18 protein-coding genes are annotated in these 21,133 nt (G+C 71.0%); 7 read left to right on the top strand and 11 right to left on the bottom strand.

Annotated features, from left to right (window positions below):
• Window positions 1-372: 372 nt before the first annotated feature.
• The 7 genes from AB0G63_RS21630 to AB0G63_RS21600 form a co-directional block, all read right to left on the bottom strand.
• On the bottom strand, window positions 373-1,140 hold the full coding sequence (locus AB0G63_RS21630) for a zf-HC2 domain-containing protein (protein WP_360752564.1): 768 nt from the start codon (window positions 1,138-1,140) through the stop codon (window positions 373-375).
• 38 nt (window positions 1,141-1,178) lie between these two features.
• The gene (locus AB0G63_RS21625; protein WP_010039908.1) at window positions 1,179-1,700 is read right to left on the bottom strand and encodes a sigma-70 family RNA polymerase sigma factor; all 522 of its coding nucleotides are present in this window, start codon (window positions 1,698-1,700) and stop codon (window positions 1,179-1,181) included.
• A 351-nt stretch (window positions 1,701-2,051) separates the two neighbouring features.
• The gene (locus AB0G63_RS21620) at window positions 2,052-2,648 is read right to left on the bottom strand and encodes an ABATE domain-containing protein (protein WP_360752561.1); all 597 of its coding nucleotides are present in this window, start codon (window positions 2,646-2,648) and stop codon (window positions 2,052-2,054) included.
• Between the two features lie 310 nt (window positions 2,649-2,958).
• On the bottom strand, window positions 2,959-4,110 hold the full coding sequence (locus AB0G63_RS21615; protein WP_360752558.1) for a uroporphyrinogen-III synthase: 1,152 nt from the start codon (window positions 4,108-4,110) through the stop codon (window positions 2,959-2,961).
• A gap of 129 nt (window positions 4,111-4,239) precedes the next feature.
• On the bottom strand, window positions 4,240-5,622 hold the full coding sequence (locus tag AB0G63_RS21610) for a nitrate/nitrite transporter (protein ID WP_360752556.1): 1,383 nt from the start codon (window positions 5,620-5,622) through the stop codon (window positions 4,240-4,242).
• Window positions 5,623-5,748: 126 nt separating this feature from the next.
• Window positions 5,749-5,946: a DUF397 domain-containing protein gene (locus tag AB0G63_RS21605; protein ID WP_360752553.1), complete on the bottom strand. Its 198-nt coding sequence runs from the start codon at window positions 5,944-5,946 to the stop codon at window positions 5,749-5,751.
• A gap of 7 nt (window positions 5,947-5,953) precedes the next feature.
• Window positions 5,954-6,805 carry a helix-turn-helix transcriptional regulator gene (locus AB0G63_RS21600; protein WP_360752550.1) on the bottom strand — a complete coding sequence of 284 codons (852 nt, stop codon included), beginning with the start codon at window positions 6,803-6,805 and terminating at the stop codon, window positions 5,954-5,956.
• A 225-nt stretch (window positions 6,806-7,030) separates the two neighbouring features.
• Here AB0G63_RS21600 and AB0G63_RS21595 point away from each other — a divergent pair, with 225 nt between their 5' ends.
• Entirely contained in the window at window positions 7,031-7,492 is a 462-nt protein-coding gene (locus AB0G63_RS21595) for an ATP-binding protein (RefSeq protein ID WP_360752547.1), read from the top strand.
• Between the two features lie 32 nt (window positions 7,493-7,524).
• Here the strand turns inward: AB0G63_RS21595 and AB0G63_RS21590 are convergent, their stop codons facing one another.
• The 4 genes from AB0G63_RS21590 to AB0G63_RS21575 all read right to left on the bottom strand — a co-directional run bounded on the left by AB0G63_RS21590 (window position 7,525) and on the right by AB0G63_RS21575 (window position 13,236).
• Entirely contained in the window at window positions 7,525-8,715 is a 1,191-nt protein-coding gene (locus AB0G63_RS21590) for an acyltransferase (protein WP_360752580.1), read from the bottom strand.
• A 125-nt stretch (window positions 8,716-8,840) separates the two neighbouring features.
• Window positions 8,841-11,030: a glycosyltransferase gene (locus AB0G63_RS21585; RefSeq protein ID WP_360752545.1), complete on the bottom strand. Its 2,190-nt coding sequence runs from the start codon at window positions 11,028-11,030 to the stop codon at window positions 8,841-8,843.
• On the bottom strand, window positions 11,030-12,055 hold the full coding sequence (locus tag AB0G63_RS21580; protein ID WP_360752542.1) for a hypothetical protein: 1,026 nt from the start codon (window positions 12,053-12,055) through the stop codon (window positions 11,030-11,032). The genes AB0G63_RS21585 and AB0G63_RS21580 overlap by 1 nt, the downstream gene beginning before the upstream one ends.
• Before the next feature lie 215 nt (window positions 12,056-12,270).
• On the bottom strand, window positions 12,271-13,236 hold the full coding sequence (locus AB0G63_RS21575; RefSeq protein ID WP_360752539.1) for a LysR family transcriptional regulator: 966 nt from the start codon (window positions 13,234-13,236) through the stop codon (window positions 12,271-12,273).
• Between the two features lie 84 nt (window positions 13,237-13,320).
• On the opposite strand from AB0G63_RS21575, the gene AB0G63_RS21570 reads away from it, so the two are divergent.
• From AB0G63_RS21570 to AB0G63_RS21545, 6 genes are all read left to right on the top strand, one after another.
• Window positions 13,321-14,625: an MFS transporter gene (locus AB0G63_RS21570; protein ID WP_360752536.1), complete on the top strand. Its 1,305-nt coding sequence runs from the start codon at window positions 13,321-13,323 to the stop codon at window positions 14,623-14,625.
• Between the two features lie 127 nt (window positions 14,626-14,752).
• A complete protein-coding gene (locus AB0G63_RS21565; protein ID WP_360752534.1) occupies window positions 14,753-16,048 on the top strand; it encodes an extracellular solute-binding protein in 1,296 nt (431 codons plus the stop codon).
• Window positions 16,045-17,013, top strand: a complete 969-nt coding sequence (locus AB0G63_RS21560; protein ID WP_360752532.1) for a sugar ABC transporter permease — start codon at window positions 16,045-16,047, stop codon at window positions 17,011-17,013. The genes AB0G63_RS21565 and AB0G63_RS21560 overlap by 4 nt, the downstream gene beginning before the upstream one ends.
• Window positions 17,010-17,834: a carbohydrate ABC transporter permease gene (locus tag AB0G63_RS21555; RefSeq protein WP_360752529.1), complete on the top strand. Its 825-nt coding sequence runs from the start codon at window positions 17,010-17,012 to the stop codon at window positions 17,832-17,834. The genes AB0G63_RS21560 and AB0G63_RS21555 overlap by 4 nt, the downstream gene beginning before the upstream one ends.
• Window positions 17,835-17,846: 12 nt before the next feature.
• Window positions 17,847-20,096, top strand: coding sequence for an alpha-xylosidase (gene yicI / locus AB0G63_RS21550; protein ID WP_360752527.1), 2,250 nt, complete (start codon window positions 17,847-17,849; stop codon window positions 20,094-20,096).
• Window positions 20,096-21,106, top strand: coding sequence for a LacI family DNA-binding transcriptional regulator (locus AB0G63_RS21545; RefSeq protein ID WP_360752524.1), 1,011 nt, complete (start codon window positions 20,096-20,098; stop codon window positions 21,104-21,106). Before yicI ends, AB0G63_RS21545 begins: the two co-directional genes overlap by 1 nt.
• The last annotated feature ends 27 nt before the right edge of the window (window positions 21,107-21,133 follow it).

Below are 21,133 nucleotides of genomic sequence, written 5' to 3'. Positions count from 1 at the left end.
GTGCCGGTGGAAGCTACGGGGAGGCGGCATCGTCGGCCGCCGGCTCCCCACGCTCGCCCGGGCCGCGAGGCGCCGCTGGTCTCCCGCGGTCGCGGCGCGCGCGGTCGGAGGCGGGCGGGCAGCACCGCATGGGGCCGCCCGATCCGCCGGGCAGGCGGCGCCGCATGCCCGCCGCCTGATCCGCCCGACAGGCCCTACGCGTGCGGGCCGCCCGATCCGCCCGACAGGCCCTACGCGTGCGGGCCGCCCGATCCGCCCGACAGGCACACCGCGTGCCCGCCACCCGATCCGCCCGACAGGCACACCGCGTGCCCGCCACCCGATCCGCCCGACAGGCGCACCCCATGCGGGCCGCCCGATCCGCCGGAGGCGCTACGCGTCGACCGCGACGAGCTTCTTGCCGTCGAAGGTCATGACCTCGAAGTGGTCGATCTGGTTCGGGGTGAAGGCCGCGCCGCCGTGGACGTAGAGCGGGTTGCGGGCCTGCTCCGTCTTGGCGCCTTCGATGCCGTAGCCCCAGTTGGGGACGGACCAGGAGGTCACCGTCTCGCGCTCGCCGTTCTTGCCGACGGCGATCAGGGAGCACTTGAGCGGTCCCTTGACGTTCTTCAGTTGCAGGACGGCATGGGTGCCCCAGTCCTTCTTCTCCACCGCGACCGTCGCGCTGACGTGCGTGCTCGGGTCGGTCGCCGAGACCCGGTCGCCCATGGACTGGAACGCCGCCTGGGCGGGGCCCGCGGCCTGGGTGCCGGTGTCGTCCGAGTCTCCGGTGGCCGCGAGCACCGCGAGCGGGCCTCCGGCGATCAGCGCGACCGACGCCGCGAGCGCGAAGAAGTTGCGCCGGGTCCTGGTCTTGCGGCGCACCACGACCTCGTCGACGAGCTTCTCCGCGAGCCGTGGGCTTGGCTTGGCGGACAGCGACTCACCGATCGCGGGCGAGCCGGAGCCCGGCAGGTCCGCGAGGGCGGCCAGCATCGGCTCCATCCCGGCGAGTTCGTCGAGTTGCTGGGCGCACCATTCGCAGCCGGCGAGGTGCGCCTCGAAGGCGGTCGCCTCGGCGTCGTCGAGGATGCCGAGGGCGTAGGCGCCGACTGTCTCATGCTCGTTCGGCACCGGAGATCCCTGCATAGGGCCAGACATACCCGTACCGCTCGCTCCGAATCCCCCGTAAACACTCATCACGCCGTCACCCCCCGCTCCTCCAGCGCCAGCTTCATCGAACGCAGGGCGTAGAACACCCGGGACCGGACGGTGCCGCTCGGTATGCCCAGTGTCTCGGCCGCCTCATTGACGGTACGCCCCTTGAAGTACGTCTCGACGAGCACTTCCCGGTGGGCCGGGGTCAGGTCGTCGAGCGCATCGGACAACGTCATCAGCCACAGCGCCTTGTCGATCTCGTCCTCCGCGGGGATGACCTCCAGCGGCGACGGATCGACCTCCTGCGGCCGGGCCTGCCGGCTGCGGTGGCCGTCGATGACGATGCGCCGTGCGACCGTCACCAGCCAGGGGCGTACCGATCCGGTCGCCCTGTTGAGCTGACCGGCGTTCTTCCAGGCACGGATGAGTGTTTCCTGGACCACGTCCTCGGCGCGCTGCCGGTCTCCGGCGACCAGGCGCAGCACGTATGCGAGCAAGGGTCCGGCGTGCTCCCTGTACAGGGCACGCATCAGCTCCTCGTCAGGTTCCGAGGGCTGGGACATGCGATGTCGGGCCCTCGATCCACGTTCATTGGCCACGGCCGCATCCTTGCGCACGCCCACCTCCGGTGTCCGGGGGTTCCCCCAGTCGGTCGCTCGTGCACGGGTACGTAAGGGCTGCGCGGCCTGTTCAAAGAGAGGCGACAGATTTCTGGCGGGTGATGTGACGAGAGGGACAAGAGAGCACATTCTCGCCGCTCGACCTTCACATTTCCGCCACATCGACAGGGTCGAGCCGGCGGGAGCCAGGCCGACTCCGCGGCCGCACAGGTAAACGCGATGTAACAGACATCACATCAACAGCCGCAGCGCAGAAGCCGCATAACGGCCGGTCAGGTGCCGCGCCCGGGAAGGTCAGGAACGGGTGAGCGCCGCCCGCCGCCGGTGCCGGGCCACCCTCTCGCGGTTCCCGCAGACCTCGCTGGAGCACCAGCGCCTCCTGCGCCCCCGGGACGAATCCAGGTAGACGATCCGGCAGTTGTCGCCCTCGCACTGCCGCAGCCGGGCCCGCGCGACGGGGTCCGTCAGCATCTCCACGGCGTCCCGGGCGACCGCGCCGAGCAGTTGCGCGCACTCGGGCGGCCCGTCCAACTCCCGTACGAGCACGCCGTCCCGGCCCGGTACGGCGCGCGGGGCCGGGGGCGCCGTACGCGCGATCTCGTTGACCCGGCCGAGCGCGGCGCCGGGCGCCGGGCGGGGCTCGGGCGCCAGGCCCGCCTGCACCAACCGGCTGACCTCGCCCCGCAGTTCGCGGAAGACGGTCAGCCAGCCGGTGTCGGCGTGTGCCAACGGCGTGCCGGGCGGCACCAGTCCCGCTCCGGCGATCCAGGCGCGCAGCGCGTCGAGGGAGTCGAACCGTTCCTGGGGATGGGCGGTCGCGAGCAGATCGAGGCAGATCCGCCCGGCGTCGAACCGCAGCTCGTACGGGGCCGTGGCCGTACCCAGTGCCATGTGCCTGTCACCGCCTCGGGGTCACCCCGGCCGCGAGAAGGCCGGTGGGACGCCAGTGAAGGGGCCGGGAAACCGTCTCCCTCCTACAGTGCCCCTCCCTTCACAGCGCCGGAACCCCTCGTACCGGCGAGGGACGCGAGGCACGCGCCGTGAGCCGGGTCACGCGGGAACTGCCGGGTCACACGCCGTCAGCCGGAGGCCCCGGGGACGACCGAGCCGCAGAACGTCGGCGGGGCCGCACGGGTCGGCTGGGCCGCCAGGCCGGAAGGCCGCAGGCCGCAGGCCGCAGGCCGCAGGCCGCAGGCCAGGGTCACACGTCGGCGTACTTCGCGTCCGCGGCCGGGTCCAGGGCGAGCCGGTAGCCGCGTTTCACCACCGTCTGGATCAGCTTCGGCGCCCCGAGAGCCGTCCGCAGCCGGGCCATCGCCGTCTCCACCGCGTGCTCGTCGCGCCCGGCGCCCGGCAGCGCCCGCAACAGCTCCGACCGCGCCACCACCCACCCCGGCCGCCGTGCCAGCGCCCGCAGCAGCGCCATCCCGGCCGGCGGCACCGGCCTCAGCTCGCCGTCCACCAGCACGGCGTGCCCGCGGATCTCCACCCGGTGCCCGGCGACCGGCAGGGCCCGTGCCCGGCCGGGCAGTTCCAGGCACAGCAGCTGCACCAGCGGGCCGAGCCGGAACCGTTCCGGCTGGACGGTGTCGATGCCGCGGGACTGCAACGGCAGCGCGGTGACCGGGCCGACGCAGGCCGGCAGCACGTCGTGGCGGAGGGCGTCGGTCAGCTCCGGCAGCAGCCCGCGCTCCTCGGCCCGCGACAGCAGCGAGGCCGCCGCCGGGGCGCTGGTGAAGGTGAGCGCGTCGAGGCCGCGGGAGACGGTGGCGTCCAGCAGCCGGTCCACCGGCCCGATGTCCTCCGGCGGCATCCACCGGTACACCGGGACCCCGACGACCTCCGCTCCCGCGGCCCGCAGCGACTCCACGAACCCGGGCAGCGGCTCGCCGTGCAGCTGCACGGCGACGCGGCGCCCGTCGACCCCTTCCTCCAGCAGCCGGTCGAGCACCTCCGCCATGGACTCGCTGGACGGCGACCACTCCTCGGTCAGTCCGGCCGCGCGGATGGCGCCCTTCACCTTGGGCCCGCGGGCGAGCAGTTCGACCTCCCGCAGCCGCCGCAGGAGCGGCTCGCCCAGGCCCCAGCCCTCGGCGGCCTCCACCCAGCCGCGGAAACCGATCGCGGTGGTGGCCACCACGACGTCCGGCGCCCGGTCGATCAGGTCCTTCGTCGCCGCCAGCAGTTCGCCGTCGTCGGCGAGCGGCACGATGCGCAGGGCGGGCGCGTGCAGGACGGCGGCTCCCCGGCGCCGCAGCAGCGCCCCCAGTTCGTCGGCGCGGCGCGCGGCCGTCACGCCCACGGTGAAGCCCGCCAGGGGGCCGTGGTCCGGTCGCTGCTGTTCGTCGTACATGGCTCTCGTCCCGAACTCGAGTCGTCGTGCATGCGATCGTGCGGTTGCCGCATGCCGGTCCTGCATACCGAACGAGCCTGTCAACGGCGCGTGACAGGCTCGGTTCGGCTTGATGTCGCCGGTGTTACGTCACACCTCGGCGTAGCTGAGCTGAGGCTTCGTCTCGGTGGCAGCGGTGGACGACGCGGCGGTGGCGGAGCGGCGAAGGTATACGGCCCAGGTCACCGCGAAGCAGAGGGCGTAGCAGGCCAGGAAGGCGACGAACGCGCCGGTGCCGGAGCCGTAGGAGAGGAAGGACTGGCGAAAGGCGAGGTTGATGCCGACGCCGCCGAGCGCGCCGACCGCGCCGATGAGCCCCATGGACGCCCCGGACAGCCGCCGCCCGTACGCGGCCGCCGCCTCGCCCTCGAGCCCCTTGGCCAGGGCCTTGGTCTGGAAGATGCCGGGGATCATCTTGTACGTGGAACCGTTGCCGAGGCCGGTGAGCACGAACAGGACCACGAACGCGGCGGTGAACAGCGCCAGCGACTTCTCCATCGAGGCGACGATCAGCACCGCGGTCGCGGCGCCCATGGCGACGAAGTTGTACAGGGTGATCCTCGCGCCGCCGTACCGGTCGGCGAGCCGGCCGCCCACCGGCCGGATCAGCGAACCGAGCAGCGGGCCGATGAAGGTGACGTAGGCGGCCTGCAGCGGGGTGCGCCCGAACTGGTTGGTGAGCACCTGCCCGAAGGCGAAGGAGTACCCGATGAACGACCCGAAGGTGCCGATGTAGAGGAAGGCCATGATCCAGGTGTGCCAGTCCTTCGCGGCGTCCTTGGCGGCCCCGGTGTCGTTCTTGACGTTCTCGATGTTGTCCATGAACAGAGCGGCGAGGACGGCGGCGACGACGATCAGCGGGATGTAGATCCCGAGCAGCACGCGCGGCCCGCCGCTGGCGCCGATGATGGCGAGGGCGGCCAGCTGGATGACCGGCACACCGATGTTGCCGCCGCCCGCGTTGAGCCCGAGCGCCCAGCCCTTCTTCCGGAGCGGGAAGAAGGCGTTGATGTTGGTCATGGAGGAGGCGAAGTTGCCGCCGCCGACGCCGGCCAGCAGGCCGACCAGCAGGAAGGTGGAGAAGGAGGTCCCCGGCTCCATGACGACGAAGGCGGCGATCGTCGGGACGAGCAGCAGACTGGCCGAGACGACGGTCCAGTTGCGGCCGCCGAAGACCGCGACGGCGAAGGTGTAGGGGACCCGGACGGCGGCCCCGACCAGCGTCACCATCGAGGTGAGCAGGAACTTGTCGGCGGGGGTCAGCCCGTACTCCGGGCCCATGAAGAGCACCAGCACGGACCACAGGGTCCACACGGAGAACCCGATGTGCTCGGACAGGACGGAGAAGAGGAGGTTGCGCTTGGCGGTCCTCTCCCCGGTCTCGTTCCAGAAGGTCTCGTTCTCGGGATCCCAGTGCTGGATCCAGCGGCCGCCCCTGCTCGGGGGTGCGGGGGCTGTGCTCGGGGCTGTCATGACGCCTCCACGGTGCGCTTCGGGCTCGGTGGTTCCCGAAGGTAGGGAGGGCGCGTTTCCGCCCTGTGGCACCGGGTGACCGCGAAGGAACGTTGCTCTCACCCGGCGCGGGGACGGGCTGAGAGGTCACGGCCGCGCGCCGCGCCTCCGAGCTTGGGTGGCGTAGGGCAGGAACGCCGTCCAGGTGCTGGGGGTGAGGGTGAGATGCGGGGCGGTGGGGTGCTTGGAGTCGCGGACGTGTATGGCGGAGGGGGTGGTGGCTATTTCTACGCAGTTCGAGGCGTCGGGGCTGTAGGTGGACTTCTTCCAGTGCAGTTCTGACACGGTTACCTCAGATGGTCTGGGCGATGCGGTGGATGAGGTCACGGGACTCTGCGGGCTTGAGTGCGTTCCCCTCCATACGGTCGAGCACAAGACGGTATTTCTCCAGTTGAGCCTCCGCGTCAAGGAACTCACAGCCGTGGTGGGTGTCCAACTGGACGGTGTCGAGCTGTGGGACCGGCCCCGCCAGATAGTCGATGGACTGTCCCGTACCGGGGAAGGACCCCTTGCCGAACGGGATCACCCGCACGGTCACGTGCTCCAACTGGCTCATCTCCAGTAGGTGATGAAGCTGAGCCCGCACCGTGGCGGGGCCGCCGTACCCCATGTGCAGGGCGCACTCGTGGATCACCGCCGTGTACGGGGGCGGGTTCTCACGGTGCAGGATCTCCTGCCGCTTGATCCGGTGGCTGACCCGGTGCTCGATCTCGTACTGCCGCAGCGGGGGTACAGCCTCCTTGAACAGGGCTCGGGCGTGATCGGTTGTCTGGAGCAACGCGGGGATGTGGATCACCAGGGCCACGCGAAGCGCTGCCGCGTGGTGTTCCAGCTGCGCCAGGTCGATGAGGCCGACGGGCAGGTGGTCGCGGTAGCTGTCCCACCAACCCTGTGTCTGACGCTGGGCCATCGAAGCCAGGGCATCCACGAGAGCGGCGTCAGCGCAGTCGTAGGCGCGTGCGAGGGAGCGGACCCGGTCGGCGCTGAGGGGGCTGCGCCCCGTCTCGATCATGCTGACACGCCCCTGGTTGACGCCAAGCCGTGCGGCGGCGCCGGTGGCCGTGAGGCCCGCCCGTTCTCGTAGTTTTCGCAGTTCAGCCCCCAAGCGCCGCTGGCGCAGGGTAGGCGTGCCGGTGGGTGGCAAGGGGCCTCCTTCCAGGCCGCGGTCCCAACGTTCTTGTACCTCACACGAGGTAAAAGATGAGGTACTTCTCTAGGTTCACTGAGATACATCTCTCAACTGCGCTAGCGTACAGCGCACCGACCAACTCCCCACGCCGATAAGCCGGGAGCGCACCGTCCCCGGCAGAGCCACCGCACGGCGCGGCAGCTGAACGAGTCCGAGTCCCTTCCCTCCTGGAGGTTTCCGATGGGCACCGTATCCCTGCCCGCCACCTGGGTGTACGCCCTTCGCCTGCCCCATGATCCGCGCGCGGCACGCGTCGCACGTATGACCGTAAGGGCCGCGCTGCACAGCCACGGCAGACAGGAGGCCCTGGAGACCGTCGAGTTGCTGACGTCCGAACTGGTCACCAACGCCTACCGGCACACCAGTGGCCCCGCTTCCCTGCGGCTGACCGCACTGGCGGACGGCCGGTTGCGGGTCGGGGTGTGGGACAGCGACCCCCGCGTCCCCGCGCCCTTCGGCCAGCCGCCCTGGGACCGTGTCCCATGCATGCCGGCGGAAGCCGAAGGAGGGCGCGGCCTGCACCTCGTACAGCAGTACGCCGACTCCTGGGGCGGCTGGCCCCTCGGCGACAGCCCCCTGGAACGGGGCGCCGGAAAGCTGCTGTGGTTCGAGGTGAGCGGGCGGCGGGGTGAGAAGGAGTGACGTGACTCAAGCCAGGCGTCCACCCCAAGTGGTCAGGCTCGGCGCGCTCTCGGTCGCGACTTGCGGCTCTTGGGCACCGACCCGTCCGGCCATATTCGCGGTTTCCGCTTCGCGGCGATGTCCTCCACCCAGCCGAACCAGACGATGCAGCTGCCGATGAACATCCAGGTGATGGCGAGAACCGGCCACGAGCTTTCCAGCAGCCATGAGAAGTGCAGGTACATCACGTCGAACTGCCACAACTGGTCCCACAGGGTGGCGGCTATGAGGATGCAGATGTTGTGCCACAGGTAGATCGTCACCGCCCGCGAGTTGAGCAGCGTGACGAGCCGGTCGAAGGGGCGCAGCCAGCGGGGCCACTCCGTCCAGGAGGGGCTGACGTGGAGGAGCAGCAGGACCGTCGCGAACGACCAGAGGGACTGCGCGAACGGGATGTCGTCCAGGTCGTGTCCCTGCTTGAAGCCGTGGGTCAGGGCGTACCACAGGCCGAGCCCCGCGACGCCCGGAGCGAGCGACGGGACGACGTAGCGGGGCAGGCGCTTCAGGACACCTTCCTGGTGCGCCATTCCGAGGATCCAGCAGGCGCCGAAGGTGCTGAAGTCGGTGAGGGCCGACGGAATGCGTTCTCCGGGCAGATTGAGGTAGCCGAACTCGAAGGCGGCCGACAACGCGATCGGCGCCAGGATGGTCGTCCAGGGCAGCGCCCGCAGGGCCTTGAGCAGGAACGGGGAGAGCAGGACGTACCAGAGGTAGGCGCGGATGTACCAGAGCGGTCCGGCCAGCTCCCCTCCCCAGCCCTCGCCCAGGATGCCGTGAATGCCGGGCAGGCCCTCGGCGTACGGCGGGTCGCTGAGCGGCAGGATCCAGAAGCCGAGGTGGATCCACCACCAGCCGGGATGTCCGTCGTCGTTCGGGCTCCAGCCCTGGAGGACCATGCCGGTCACTCCGATGGCGCCGAGCAGCCACAGGGGCGGCAGGAGACGGCGCAGTCTGCTCCGTACGACCTGCAGGGGCGGCCGCTTGAGCGAACGCGCCATCAGGTTGCCGGCCAGGGCGAACATCACGCCCATGGAGGGGAACACGACGGGCAGCCAGGCCCAGCCCGTCAGGTGGTACAGGACGACGCGGAACAGAGCGATCGCCCTGAGGAGGTCGAAGTACCTGTCCCTGGCGGGCGGGCGTTTCCGCTGCTCGGGGGGCGGCGGCAGAGTGGACTCGCCCATGCCGGACGGCGCGGTGGGAACGGTCACGTGTGGGGCTTCCTGGCTGCTCGTCGGTGCGGTGCGATGTCCCATGGGCGGGTTCGGCTGGGCGCCCCTGGCCGGTCCGTACTCGAAGGGCGGGATGGTCATCCGGCCGGCCTGCCGTCCATGACGGGCCGGCGCTGGACGGACGTGTCCGGGGCGGCCGTGATGGTGCCCTTGCGGCGCAGCTTCTGCCAGCGCAGCCGACCGCCGGTGAGCGCCGTGATCCACGACTGGAGCAGCACGACGTACATGAGCTGGCGGTAGAGGATCTGTTGCAGCGGCAGCGAGATCAGCGGGGTCAGCGGCTCGCGGTCCAGAACGAAGGCGTAGGCCGCGCAGACCGCCTGGACCGCCAGGACGCCGAACCAGGCCACGATCGTCTTCTCGGTGGGGCCGAACACCAGGCCGTAGATGAGGAACACGTCGATCAGCGGTGCCAGGAGAGGGGCGACGACCATGAAGAGCGACACCAGCGGCAGGCCGACCCGGCCGAAACGGCCCGAGGGGCCGCGTTCGATGAGGGCCCGCCGGTGTTTCCAGATGGCCTGCATCGTGCCGTACGACCAGCGGTAGCGCTGGGACCACAGCTGCTGCACGGACTCCGGGGCCTCGGTCCACGCCCGCGCCTTCTCGGCATAGACGACCCGCCAGCCGTCGCGGTGCATCGCCATGGTGATGTCGGTGTCCTCGGCGAGCGTGTCGTCGCTCATGCCGCCCACCCGCTCCAGGGCCGACCTGCGGAAGGCCCCGACCGCGCCGGGGATCGTCGGCATGCAGCGCAGGATGTCGTACATGCGGCGGTCGAGGTTGAAGCCCATCACGTACTCGATGTGCTGCCAGGCGCCGATGAGCGAGTCGCGGTTGCCGACCTTGGCGTTGCCGGCGACGGCGCCGACCTTGGGGTCGCCGAAGGGCTGCACCAGCTCCCGGACGGTGGACGGTTCGAAGACCGTGTCGCCGTCCATCATCACGATGATGTCGTAACGGGCGTTGGCCAGGCCCCGGTTGAGGGCGGCGGGCTTGCCGGCGTTGAGCTGCCGCACGACGCGGACGCCTGGCAGGCCCATCGCCTCCACGATCCGCGCGGTGCCGTCGCTGGAGCCGTCGTCGATGACGAGGACCTCGATCGGATGCTCGCTCGCCATCAGCGAGCGGACCGTGTTCTCGATGCACTTCGCCTCGTTGTACGCGGGCACCAGCACCGACACCGGTTCGGTCACCGGCGGTCCCCAGCTGAAGCGCCGGCGGCGCACCCGGCGGGCGTGGATGCCGGAGAGCAGGAGCATCAGCACGAAGCGGGAGATGACCAGGGCGCCGATCACCGCGAGGCCGACCACCAGCACGCCGGTGACCTTGTCCGAGGCGCTGACCAGCAAGATCCACGCCTTGCCCTTGAGCAGTTCCAGGCCGGCGACCTTGGTGTGGGCGCTGGGCGCGCCGAGGGCCTCGGTGAGGTTGTCGAACTCGTAGCCCTGTTTCTGGAGCATGGGCAGGAACTTGTCGAGGGCCTGCACGGTCTGGTGGCGGTCGCCGCCGGAGTCGTGCATCAGGACGATGGCGCCCTTGCCGTCCTTGGGGGTGGCGCGGCGGATGATCTCGTCGACGCCGGGCTTCTGCCAGTCCTTGCTGTCGGTGTTGTTGACGACCGTGATGTAGCCCTTGGCGCCGATGTACTCGGTGACCGGCCAGGACTTGTCGTCCATGGCATAGGCGAAGGAGGAGTACGGCGGCCGGAACAGCGAGGTGCGGATGCCGGCGGCGCCGGTGATCGCGAGCTGGTTCTGCGACAGCTCCCAGTCGATGCGCTTCTTGGACTGCAAGGAGAGGTCGGGGTGGTTGAAGGTGTGCAGGCCGACCTCGTGGCCCTCGTCGACCATGCGCCTGACCAGGTCCGGGTGGCGCGAGGCCATGGTGCCGGTGACGAAGAAGACCGCGTGCGCGTCGTGCTCCTTGAGCACGTCCAGGACCTTGGGGGTCCAGGTCGGGTCGGGGCCGTCGTCGAAGGTGAGGACGAGGTGGTGGTCGGACAGCCGCAGGCTGGTGGTGCGGCCGCTGCGGGTGTCGATGACCGGGCCGCCGTCGATGATCTTCTCCGGCACCTTGTCGGCGGCTGTCTCGGGGTGGATGCGGTGGTCGGCGAGGATCTCGCTGTGCACGTAGCCGCGCAGCATGAGCATCGCCATCAGGGCGACGAGCACGAGCATGGGCAGCAGCAGCCGCATGGGCAGGCGACGCCGGGAGCCGTCGGGGGCCTTGTTCGCGGCCCTGCGACGGCGGGAGCGGGATGCCATCAGAGGTGGTACTCCGGGGACGTGGACGGGAGGGCGGGCGTACCCGGTTCCTCGGCGACGGGCGTCGGGATGCTCGGGCCGTCGGCCACTGCGCCGGTGCCGGTGCCGAGGCCGGAGCTGTCCCCGACGGGTGACTCGGAGGGGCCGGCGGGGGTGCTGCCGTCCGTGCTGGGGCCGGCCGACGGGGTGACCGGGTCGACCGAGGGCGACGGGACGGGCGCGCTCGCACCGGTCCCGGGCTTCGACGTCGACGTACTGGTCGACGGCTGGGGGTCTGCGGAGGCGGTTCCCTGTCCGGCGCCCCCGGACGCGCCGGGGGCGGCTCCGGCGGCGCTCGGAGATGCCGTCATGCCGTCGGTCGTGGTGGCCGACGCGCCGGGTGAGGCGCCGGCGGTGCCGGAGGGGTCCGCGGTACCGGAGGGCTGCGGCGAGGTGTCGACCTCGGCGACGGGCTGCTCGTCCTTCTGGCCGGGTACGGGCAGCCAGGGGGCGTCGGAACTGCCGGAGAGCAGGGTCATCACGATGACGACGGCGTAGACCGCGCAGGCCAGGCCGATGGCCATGCCGATGCGGCGGAAGCGGCGGCTGCGGCGGCCGGACTCGTCGACGAAGACGGGTCCGTCGGAGCCGTCGCCGCCGGCCGCGCCGCCCTGGGCCCGGCGCAGGCCCATGTCCTGCCGCAGGCTGACGGCGTCCAGCTGGACGGTCACCTCGTGCGGGTCGTGGGTGTGCTCCGTGTCGTCCGAGGTCTGCCAGGGGTCGGGCAGGGCGGCGGGTCCGGTCCCGGGGCGGGCCGAGGAGGGAAGCACGGCGGTGTGGTCGGCGCCGGCGTGCGGGAAGGCGTCCGTCCGCGCGAAGGCGCCGGCGTGCGGGAAGGCGCCGGGGCCGCCGCGCAGCGCCTGCGTGGCGTCGGCGTCTCCGAACGCCGGATCTCCGTAGGAGACGTCGCCGAAGGCATGGAAGCTGCCGTCGGGGCCTCCGGTCGCTCCGGGTTCAGGAATCGCCTGGGTCTCCTCCCCGGCCACCGGGAGAGTGTGGGCCTCGGATGCCGAACCGGCCCATTCCGGTTGGGCGTCTTCCCGCCATTTCTTCATGCGCACGCACAACCCCCACGGGACAGTTCTGGGTGCGCCTGACGAATCGAGCACCCGTCGGCTGAACCAGGCCCCCACCTGGTTCGAGCGCCCCCTTTACCAAGACATGAATGTAGCGCACGTGGAGGATCTGTGGTGGCCGGGTGTCAGTTGTGAGGCATCATGACCCTCTCGTCGATGGCCGGAATCCACCCCTCGGACGGCCGTCGCAGCCAGTTTTCCGCGGCGGCGAACTCGGCCGCGGCCCGTCGAAGCGCGTCGAGTCCGGGATGGACCAGTCCCTTTCGCCACACCAGCGACACCGGTGAGAGCGGGACCGGGTCCACCAGAGGCCGCACCACGGTGCCTGGCATGGCCGGAAAGTCCATCACGGCGAGGACGGGGTGGCCCGTTTTGGCCATCAGCCGCTGGAACTCCTCTTCACCGACGGCCAGCGGGGCGGGTGGCGCGATCTCGACGCCCCGCCCGTCGAACAGGCGGCGCGCGAGGTCGGTCCACTCCGGCGTGCGGGGGTTCCCGGCGCCCGCGTACACCGTCTCGCCCGCCAGCGCGGCCAGCGGCACCGCCGACAGGGAAGCCAGCCGGTGGCCCTCCGGCAGCACCAGCGCCATCGGCTCGTAGCGGACGGGCTGGTGGTCCAGCGGGGCCCGCAGCGCCGGGTCGAGTCCCGCGAACCGGCCGAACGAGGCGTCCAGTCGCCCGGCGGCCAGCTCGCCCGCCGCTCCGGTGAGGCCGCTCTCGTAGCGGGCCATCAGCTCCTGCTCGGGGGCGAGTTCGCGGGCCCGGTGCAGGACCCGGCGCCCGGTGGCCAGGCCCGGGGAGTTGAGGTCGACCAGCAGGGGCCGGGCCTGCCCGAAGGCGGCGAGCAGCGCGTCCTGCGCCTCCAGCACCCGGCGCGCGTGCGGCAGCAGCCGCTCGCCGTCGGCCGTCAGCGTCACCTGCCGGGTGGTGCGCACGAACAGGTCGGCGCCGAGCTCGCGCTCCAGGCGCCGCACGTCCCGGCTGAGCGCCTGCTGGGCGACGTAGAGGCGGACCGCGGCGCGGGTGAAGTGCAGTTCCTCGGCGACGGCGACGAAGCCGCGCAGCAGGCGCGGGTCGAGGTGGGCGGGCATCCGCCGAATCTACAACGGGAGTGCGTGAATCGGCGCGGAGAAGGTGTTGGACCCGGTGACCGGGCGCGGGCGACGGTGGTGCGCATGTCGGAGCAGCCCCTCTACACCGTCACCGGCGACGCCCTCGTGGCCGTCGACTTCTCCCCCCGCTTCCGCCCGCGCCCGCCCGGCCCCTACCGCCGGCTGTTCGCCGTGCCCGGCGCCCTGGCCTTCACGGCCGCGAACCTGGTGGCCCGGCTGCCGATGGGCATGTTCAGCGTGAGCGCGGTGGTGATGATCGCCGCGGCCCGCGGTTCGTACGCCCTGGCCGGCGCCGTCACCGCGACCGGGCTGGCGGCGACCGCCGTCGTCGCCCCGTGGATCGCGCGGCTGGTGGACCGGCACGGCCAGGCGCGGGTGGCCGTGCCCGCCACGGCGGTCGCCGTCCTCGGCTCCCTCGCCCTGGTGCTGTGCGTGCGCCTCGGCGCCCCCGCCTGGACCCTCTTCGCCTCCTACGCCGCCACCGCGACGACCCCGAACACCGGCGGCATGTCCCGGGCCCGCTGGTCCCACCTGCTGGGGGGCGACGAGCGGGCGCTGCACACGGCCAACTCCTTCGAGCAGGCCGCGGACGAGCTGTGCTACATGCTGGGCCCGGTCCTCGCGGCCTTCCTGTGCGGGTCGCTCTTCCCCGAGGCGGGCACGCTGGCCGGTGCGCTGCTGCTGCTGACCGGCGTGCTGGTCTTCGCCGCCCAGCGCTCGACCGAACCCCCCGTCCACCCGGTCCACGCGCGCGGGGCCCTCGGGAGCCCGAAGCCGCCGTGGCGCGCGCCGGGCATGCCGGCGCTGCTCGCGATGTGCCTGGCGACGGGCGCGGTGTTCGGGTCCATGGAGGTCGTCACGATCGCGTTCGCGGACGCACAGGGGCACCGGTCGGCGGCGGGCGCGGTACTCGCCCTGCAGGCGGCCGGTTCGTTCGCGGCGGGGCTGCTGTTCGGGGCGGTGCGCCCGGCCGGTCCCGCGGAGCGCCGGCTGCCGTGGTGCGTCGCGGCGATGACGGCGCTGCTGACCCTGCCGCTGCTCGCGGCCGCCCGCGCCGGCTCGCTGCCGCTGCTGGCGGGCGCGCTGCTGGCCGCCGGGATGGCGACCGCCCCGACGATGGTCACGACGATGACGCTGGTGCAGGCGCGCACGCCCGCCGGCCGGCTCAACGAGGGCATGACCCTGGCGGTGACCGGCCTGCTCGGCGGCATCGCCTGCGGCTCGGCCACCGGCGGCTGGAGCGTGGAGCACCTCTCGCCGGCGGCCGGGTTCGGGGTGCCGGTGACGGCGGCGGCGGTCGCGTTGACGATCTCCCTCGCGCAACGGGGCGTTCCGAACCGGAGCGGCCAATTTCGTGCGATGCATTGACGGGCTCACAGCCCGCACCTACCTTCAGCCGTCGAAGCGCTTCGACGTCACGCATCGAATCGATTCGACGGCGCTGCCGTCCTCCGCGTGACGCCCTGAACCCATCCGGCTCCGTGGGAGGCACGGAATGTTGACAACACGAATGCGCGTGACGACGGTCACGGCGGCGATCCTCGGCGGGTCGCTGCTGCTGACCTCCTGCGGCGGCTCGGACAGCGGATCCACCGACGGCAAGACCCTCAGGCTCTGGCACTACGAGGCGCCCAACAGCGCCATGGGCCAGGCCTGGAACGAGGCGATCAAGGAGTTCGAGGCCAAGCACCCGGGCGTGAAGGTGAAGGTCGAGGAGAAGGGCTTCGAGCAGGTCCAGAAGACCGCGCCCATGGTCCTGAACTCCTCGGACGCGCCCGACCTCATGGAGTACAACAAGGGCAACGCGACCGCGGGCCAGCTGTCGAAGCAGGGGCTGCTGACCGACCTGACGGCCGAGGCCACCAAGCGCGGCTGGGACAAGAAGCTCAGCGCCGGTGTGCGCACGACCAGCATGTACGACACCAACGGTGTCATGGGCTCCGGCAACTGGTACGGCGTACCGAACTACGCCGAGTACACGATGGTCTACTACAACAAGGACCTGTTCAAGAAGTACAAGCTCGCCGAGCCGAAGACGTTCGACGATCTCACGGCCGCCATGGACACCTTCGCCAAGAAGGGCGTCACACCGCTCGCCAACGGCGGCGCCGAGTACATCGCCCAGCAGTACCTGTACCAGCTCGCGCTCTCCAAGGCCGACCGCTCGTGGGTCGACAGCTACGAGCTGTACAAGGGCAAGACCGACTTCCACGACGCGGCCTGGACCTACGCGGCGGAGACTTTCGCCGACTGGGTGAAGAAGGGCTACATCAGCAAGAAGTCCACCAGCACCAAGGCCGAGGACGCGGGCGTCTCCTTCATCCAGGGCAAGACGCCGATCCTGTTCTCCGGCAGCTGGTGGTACGGCCGGTTCCAGTCGGAGGTCAAGTTCGACTGGGGCACCACCCTGTGGCCCGGGTCGAACCTGACCCTGGGCTCCGGCGGCAACCTCTGGGTGGTCCCGAAGAACGCCAAGAACAAGGACCTCGCCTACGACTTCATCGACATCACCATGTCGAAGCAGATCCAGAACCTGCTCGGCAACAAGGGCGGCGTCCCGGTCGCGGCCGACGCGTCCGCGATCACCGACCCGAAGTCCAAGGATCTCATCGCCAACTTCAACACGGTGAGTCAGCGGGACGGCCTGGCCTTCTACCCGGACTGGCCGGTGAACGGCTTCTACGACGTCCTGGTCTCCGAGACGCAGAAGCTGATGACGGGCAGCGAGAAGCCGGACGGCTACCTCGACGCCCTCCAGCAGGCCTACGACAAGGGCGCGCCGAAGCAATGACGGCCACCGTCGAACGGGGCCCGCGGGCCGTCGGCAAGCACCTGCCGGCCGGCCCGCGCCGCCCCCGTACCCGCGATTCGTACGCTCTCTTCCTGCTTCCCGGGATCCTCGCCTTCCTGGCGGTCATCGTCCTGCCGTTCCTGATGAACACCGGCGTGAGCTTCACCGACTGGCAGGGCGTCGGCAGCCCGAAGTGGGCCGGGCTCGCCAACTACCGGGAGCTGATGGACGACTCGGAGTTCTGGGCGTCCTTCCGGCACAGCATGTTCATGGTCGTCGCGATGGCGGCCGTGCCGACGGTGCTCGGACTCGTCCTGGCCGCCGCGCTGTTCGACTACGTCGGCAAGCACTTCGGCAGCAGGGTGGCCGCGGTGCTGCGCGCCTGCTTCTACCTCCCGCAGGTGCTGCCGATCGCGGTCGCCGGGATCGTGTGGAGCTGGATCCTCGCCCCCGACAACGGCTCCCTCAACGAACTGCTGAAGGCGGTCGGCCTGGGCTCCTGGCAGCAGGACTGGCTCGGCGATCCGGACCTCGCGCTGTACAGCGTGATGGGCGTGATGGTGTGGGTGCAGATCGGCTTTCCGCTGGTGGTCTTCATGGCGGGCCTGCAACGCGTAGACCCGCAGCTGTACGAGGCGGCCGAGCTGGACGGAGCCGGCTGGTGGCGCCGTTTCTGGCACATCACGCTGCCGCAGATCCGCCCGGAGACCTATGTCGTGCTGACCTGGTGCACGATCGCGGCGCTGAAGGTGTTCGGCGCGGTGTACGTGCTGACCAAGGGCGGCCCGGGCGGGGCGACGGACGTGCCGTCGTACTTCTCCTTCGCCACCTTCTTCGAGAAGACCCAGGTGGGCTACGGCGCCGCGATCTCCACCATCCTCACCGTGATCATCCTGGGCCTCTCCCTGATCGGCCTGAAACTCCAGACCCGTGCCGAGGACGCCGAGGAAGGGGTCCGCGCATGACCGCCGCCCTGCGCCGCTACCCGGTGCTGCTGGCCCTGTGCCTAGCCGCCCTGTTCATGGTGGTGCCGTTCGTGATCGTGGCCGTCAACGCGGTCAAGTCGCCGGCCGAGTACTCCGCGCACGGCCCGCTCAGCCTGCCCGAGGGCCTCTATCTGGACGGCCTCAAGGACTTCTGGCAGCGGGTCGACTACGGCCAGAAACTCTTCAACTCCGTGCTGATCAGCGGCTGCGTGGCCGTGCTGGCCGCGGCCCTGTCGGTGCTCAACGCCTATGCGATCGGCATCGGCCGGATGAAGGGCCGCACCTGGATCCTGGCCTTCTTCGTCCTCGCCAACATGCTCCCGCAGGAGGCGCTGGTCTACCCGGTCTACTACCTGAGCAAGCAACTGGGCCTGTACGACACCCGGCTCAGCGTGATCATCGTGTTCACGGTGATCCAGGCGGCCTTCGGCACGTATCTCCTCTCCTCGGTCCTCGGGCAGTTCCCGCACGAGATCATCGAGGCCGCCCGGATCGACGGCGCGAACAAGTGGCAGGTGCTGTGGCGGATCGTGGTCCCGGTCAGCCGCCCCACCCTCGGGGTCCTGCTGGTGTTCTTCTTCATCTGGACCTGGAACGAGTTCCTGCTCCCCCTGGTGATGCTGATCTCCAACGACAACCAGACCGTGTCGGTGGCGCTCGGCGTCCTGCAGGGCCAGCGCCTGATGGACGCCACGATGACCAATGCCGCCGCACTGCTGGGCGTGCTGCCCGCGATCGTCTTCTTCCTCGTCTTCCAGCGGACGCTCACCCGCGGCATCGCCGTGGGCGCCGTCAAGTAAAGGGGTGCGTTCGTGAAGTTCACCGACGGCTACTGGCTGCTGCGCGAGGGTGTCACCGCGGCCCATCCGGTCCAGGTCCTCGATGTCACCGCCCCGGACCGCACGCTGGAGATCCACGCGCCGACCCAGCCCATCCGGCACCGCGGCGACCTGCTGAAGGGACCGGTCGTGACGATCACCGCGCACGCCCCGATGCCCGACGTCGTCGGGGTGACCCTGACCCACTTCGACGGGGAGCAGCCCCGCGGACCCGAGTTCGAGCTCACCGGGGCGGAGGTCGCGGTCCACACCGAGTACGACGAGGAGCACGCCACCCTCACCTCCGGCGCGCTGTCGGTCCGGGTGGCCCGCACCGGCCCGTGGCACGTCGACTTCCTCGCCCACGGCCGCGTCCTCACCTCCAGCGGCCCCAAGAGCATGGGCATCATGCGGGACGGGACCAGCGCCCACTACCTGCGGGAGCAGCTGGGCCTGGGCGTGGGCAGCAGCGTGTACGGCCTCGGGGAGCGGTTCGGCCCGCTGGTCAAGAACGGCCAGGTCGTCGACATCTGGAACGCCGACGGCGGCACGGCCACCGAACAGGCCTACAAGAACGTCCCGTTCTATCTGACGGACGCGGGCTACGGCGTCTTCGTCGACCACCCGGGCAAGGTGTCCTTCGAGGTGGGCTCGGAGGCGGTGTCGCGGGTGCAGTTCAGCGTGGAGTCGCAGCAGTTGACGTACTACGTCATCTACGGCCCGACCCCGAAGGACATCCTCCGCAAGTACACCGCCCTGACCGGCCGCCCGGCGCTGCCGCCCGCCTGGTCGTTCGGGCTGTGGCTGTCGACGTCCTTCACCACCTCCTACGACGAGGAGACGGTGACGTCGTTCATCGACGGCATGCGGGAACGCGAACTCCCCCTCTCCGTCTTCCACTTCGACTGCTTCTGGATGCGCGAGTTCCAGTGGTGCGACTTCCGGTGGGACCCGCGGGTCTTCCCGGACCCGGAGGGGATGCTGGCCCGGCTGAAGGCGAAGGGGCTGCACATCTGCGTGTGGATCAACCCGTACATCGCCCAGCGCTCTCCCCTCTTCGCCGAGGGCAAGGCGCTCGGCCACCTGCTGCGGCGGCCGGACGGCAGCGTCTGGCAGTGGGACCTGTGGCAACCGGGCATGGCGCTGGTCGACTTCACCAGCCCGGCGGCCCGCGACTGGTACGCCTCCAAGCTGGAGGCGCTGCTCGCGCAGGGCGTCGACTGCTTCAAGACCGACTTCGGCGAGCGGGTCCCGGTCGACGTGCGGTGGTCGGACGGCTCCGACCCGGAGCGGATGCACAACTACTACACCCACCTGTACAACCGCACCGTCTTCGACGTGCTCCGCAAGCACCGCGGCGAAGGCGAGGCGGTCGTCTTCGCGCGGTCGGCGACGGCCGGGAGCCAGCAGTTCCCGGTGCACTGGGGCGGCGACTGCGAGGCGACGTACGAGTCGATGGCCGAGTCGCTGCGCGGCGGGCTGTCGCTCGGCCTGTCCGGCTTCGGCTACTGGAGCCACGACATCGGCGGGTTCGAGGGCACCCCGACGGCGGCGCTGTTCAAACGGTGGCTGGCGTTCGGACTGCTGTCCTCGCACAGCCGCCTGCACGGCAGCTCCAGCTACCGGGTGCCGTGGCTGTTCGACGAGGAGTCGGTGGACGTGCTGCGGCACTTCACCCGGCTCAAGCTCAGCCTCATGCCGTACCTGTACGAGGCCGCCCGCACCGCCCACACCGACGGGGTGCCGGTGATGCGGGCCATGGTGCTGGAGTTCCCGGACGATCCCGGGTGCGCGCATCTGGAGCGGCAGTACATGCTGGGCCCGGACCTGCTGGTGGCGCCGGTCTTCAACGACGAGGGCGACGTGACGTACTACTGCCCGGCCGGCACCTGGACCCATCTCGTCAGCGGGCAGACGGTGACCGGCCCGCGCTGGGTGCGCGAGCGGCACGGATTCCTCGGCGTGCCGCTCCTGGTCAGGCCGGGAGCGGTGATTCCGGTGGGCGCGGTGGCCGACCGGCCGGACTACGACCACGCCGACGGGGTGACGCTGCGGGCGTACGAGCTGGAGCGGGGCGCCCAGGTGACGGTGCGCGTCGGGGAGGTGGTGTTCACCGTCGTACGGGAGGGGGAGACTCTGCGGGCGTCGTGCAGTGATCCGGCGGCCCCGTGGAACCTGGCGGCCGGGGAGCGCACGGCGCGGGCACAGGCGGGCACCGGATTCCTCTCCCTGGAGCTGTCCTGATGGTGAAGATCACGGATGTGGCGCGGCGGGCCGGCGTCTCCCCCAGCACCGTCTCCTACGCGCTCAGCGGCAAGCGCCCGATCTCGGAGGAGACCCGGCGCCGGGTCGAGGAGGCCATCCGCGAGCTGGGCTACCGGCCGCACGCCGGCGCCCGGGCGCTGGCCAGCAGCCGGTCCAACGTGCTGGCGCTGGTGATCCCGTTACGCACCGGGATCCATGTGCCGGTGGTCATGCAGTTCGCCGTGTCGGTGGTCACCGCCGCCCGCCGGCACGACCATGACGTGCTGCTGCTCACCCAGGAGGAGGGCGAGGAGGGGCTCAGGCGGGTCGCCGACACGGCGCTGGTGGACGCGCTGATCCTGATGGACGTCCAGCTCCACGATCCCCGGCTGCCGTTGCTGCGTTCGCTGGACCGGCCGTCGGTGGCGATCGGCTTCCCCGCCGAACCGGACGGGCTGACCTGCATAGACCTGGACTTCAAGGCGGCCGGCGAGGCGTGCGTGGAGCATCTGGCGCGGCTGGGGCACCGGGTGGTCGCCCTGGTCGGGTCGCCGCCGGAGGTGTACGTGCGGCAGACGGCGTTCGCCCAGCGTGTCGTCCAGGGCTTCACCGCGGCCGCCGGCCGCGGCGGGCTCTCCTCCTCCGTCCACCCCTGCGAGGCCTCCCCCGCGGCCGCCCGCCTGGTCGCCGAGCAGTTGCTGCGCGAGCAGCCCGCGCTGACCGGCGTCGTGGTCCACAACGAACCCGTCCTCGAGCCGCTGATCGACGCCTTCGAACAACTCGGCCTGCGCGTCCCGGGCGATCTGTCCGTCACCGCGATCTGCCCGGACGAACTGGCCGAGTCGTTGCGGGTCCCGGTCACCTCCGTCGCCCTGCCGTCCGCCGAGGTGGGCGAGCGGGCGGTGGAGCTGCTGATGCGGAAGCTGGGCGGCACGCCCGTGCCCGAGGCCACGCTGCTGCCGCCCCGGCTGACGGACCGGGCGAGCACGGCACCGCGGGACGCCCCGTGACCCGGGTGCCGGCCGGACGGGCGGACC

Origin of the sequence: Streptomyces sp. NPDC020996 (assembly GCF_040641355.1) — a bacterium.
Classification (GTDB): domain Bacteria; phylum Actinomycetota; class Actinomycetes; order Streptomycetales; family Streptomycetaceae; genus Streptomyces.
The sequence above is the reverse complement of the archived record's forward strand: the minus strand, read 5'-3'. Positions and strand labels throughout refer to the sequence as shown.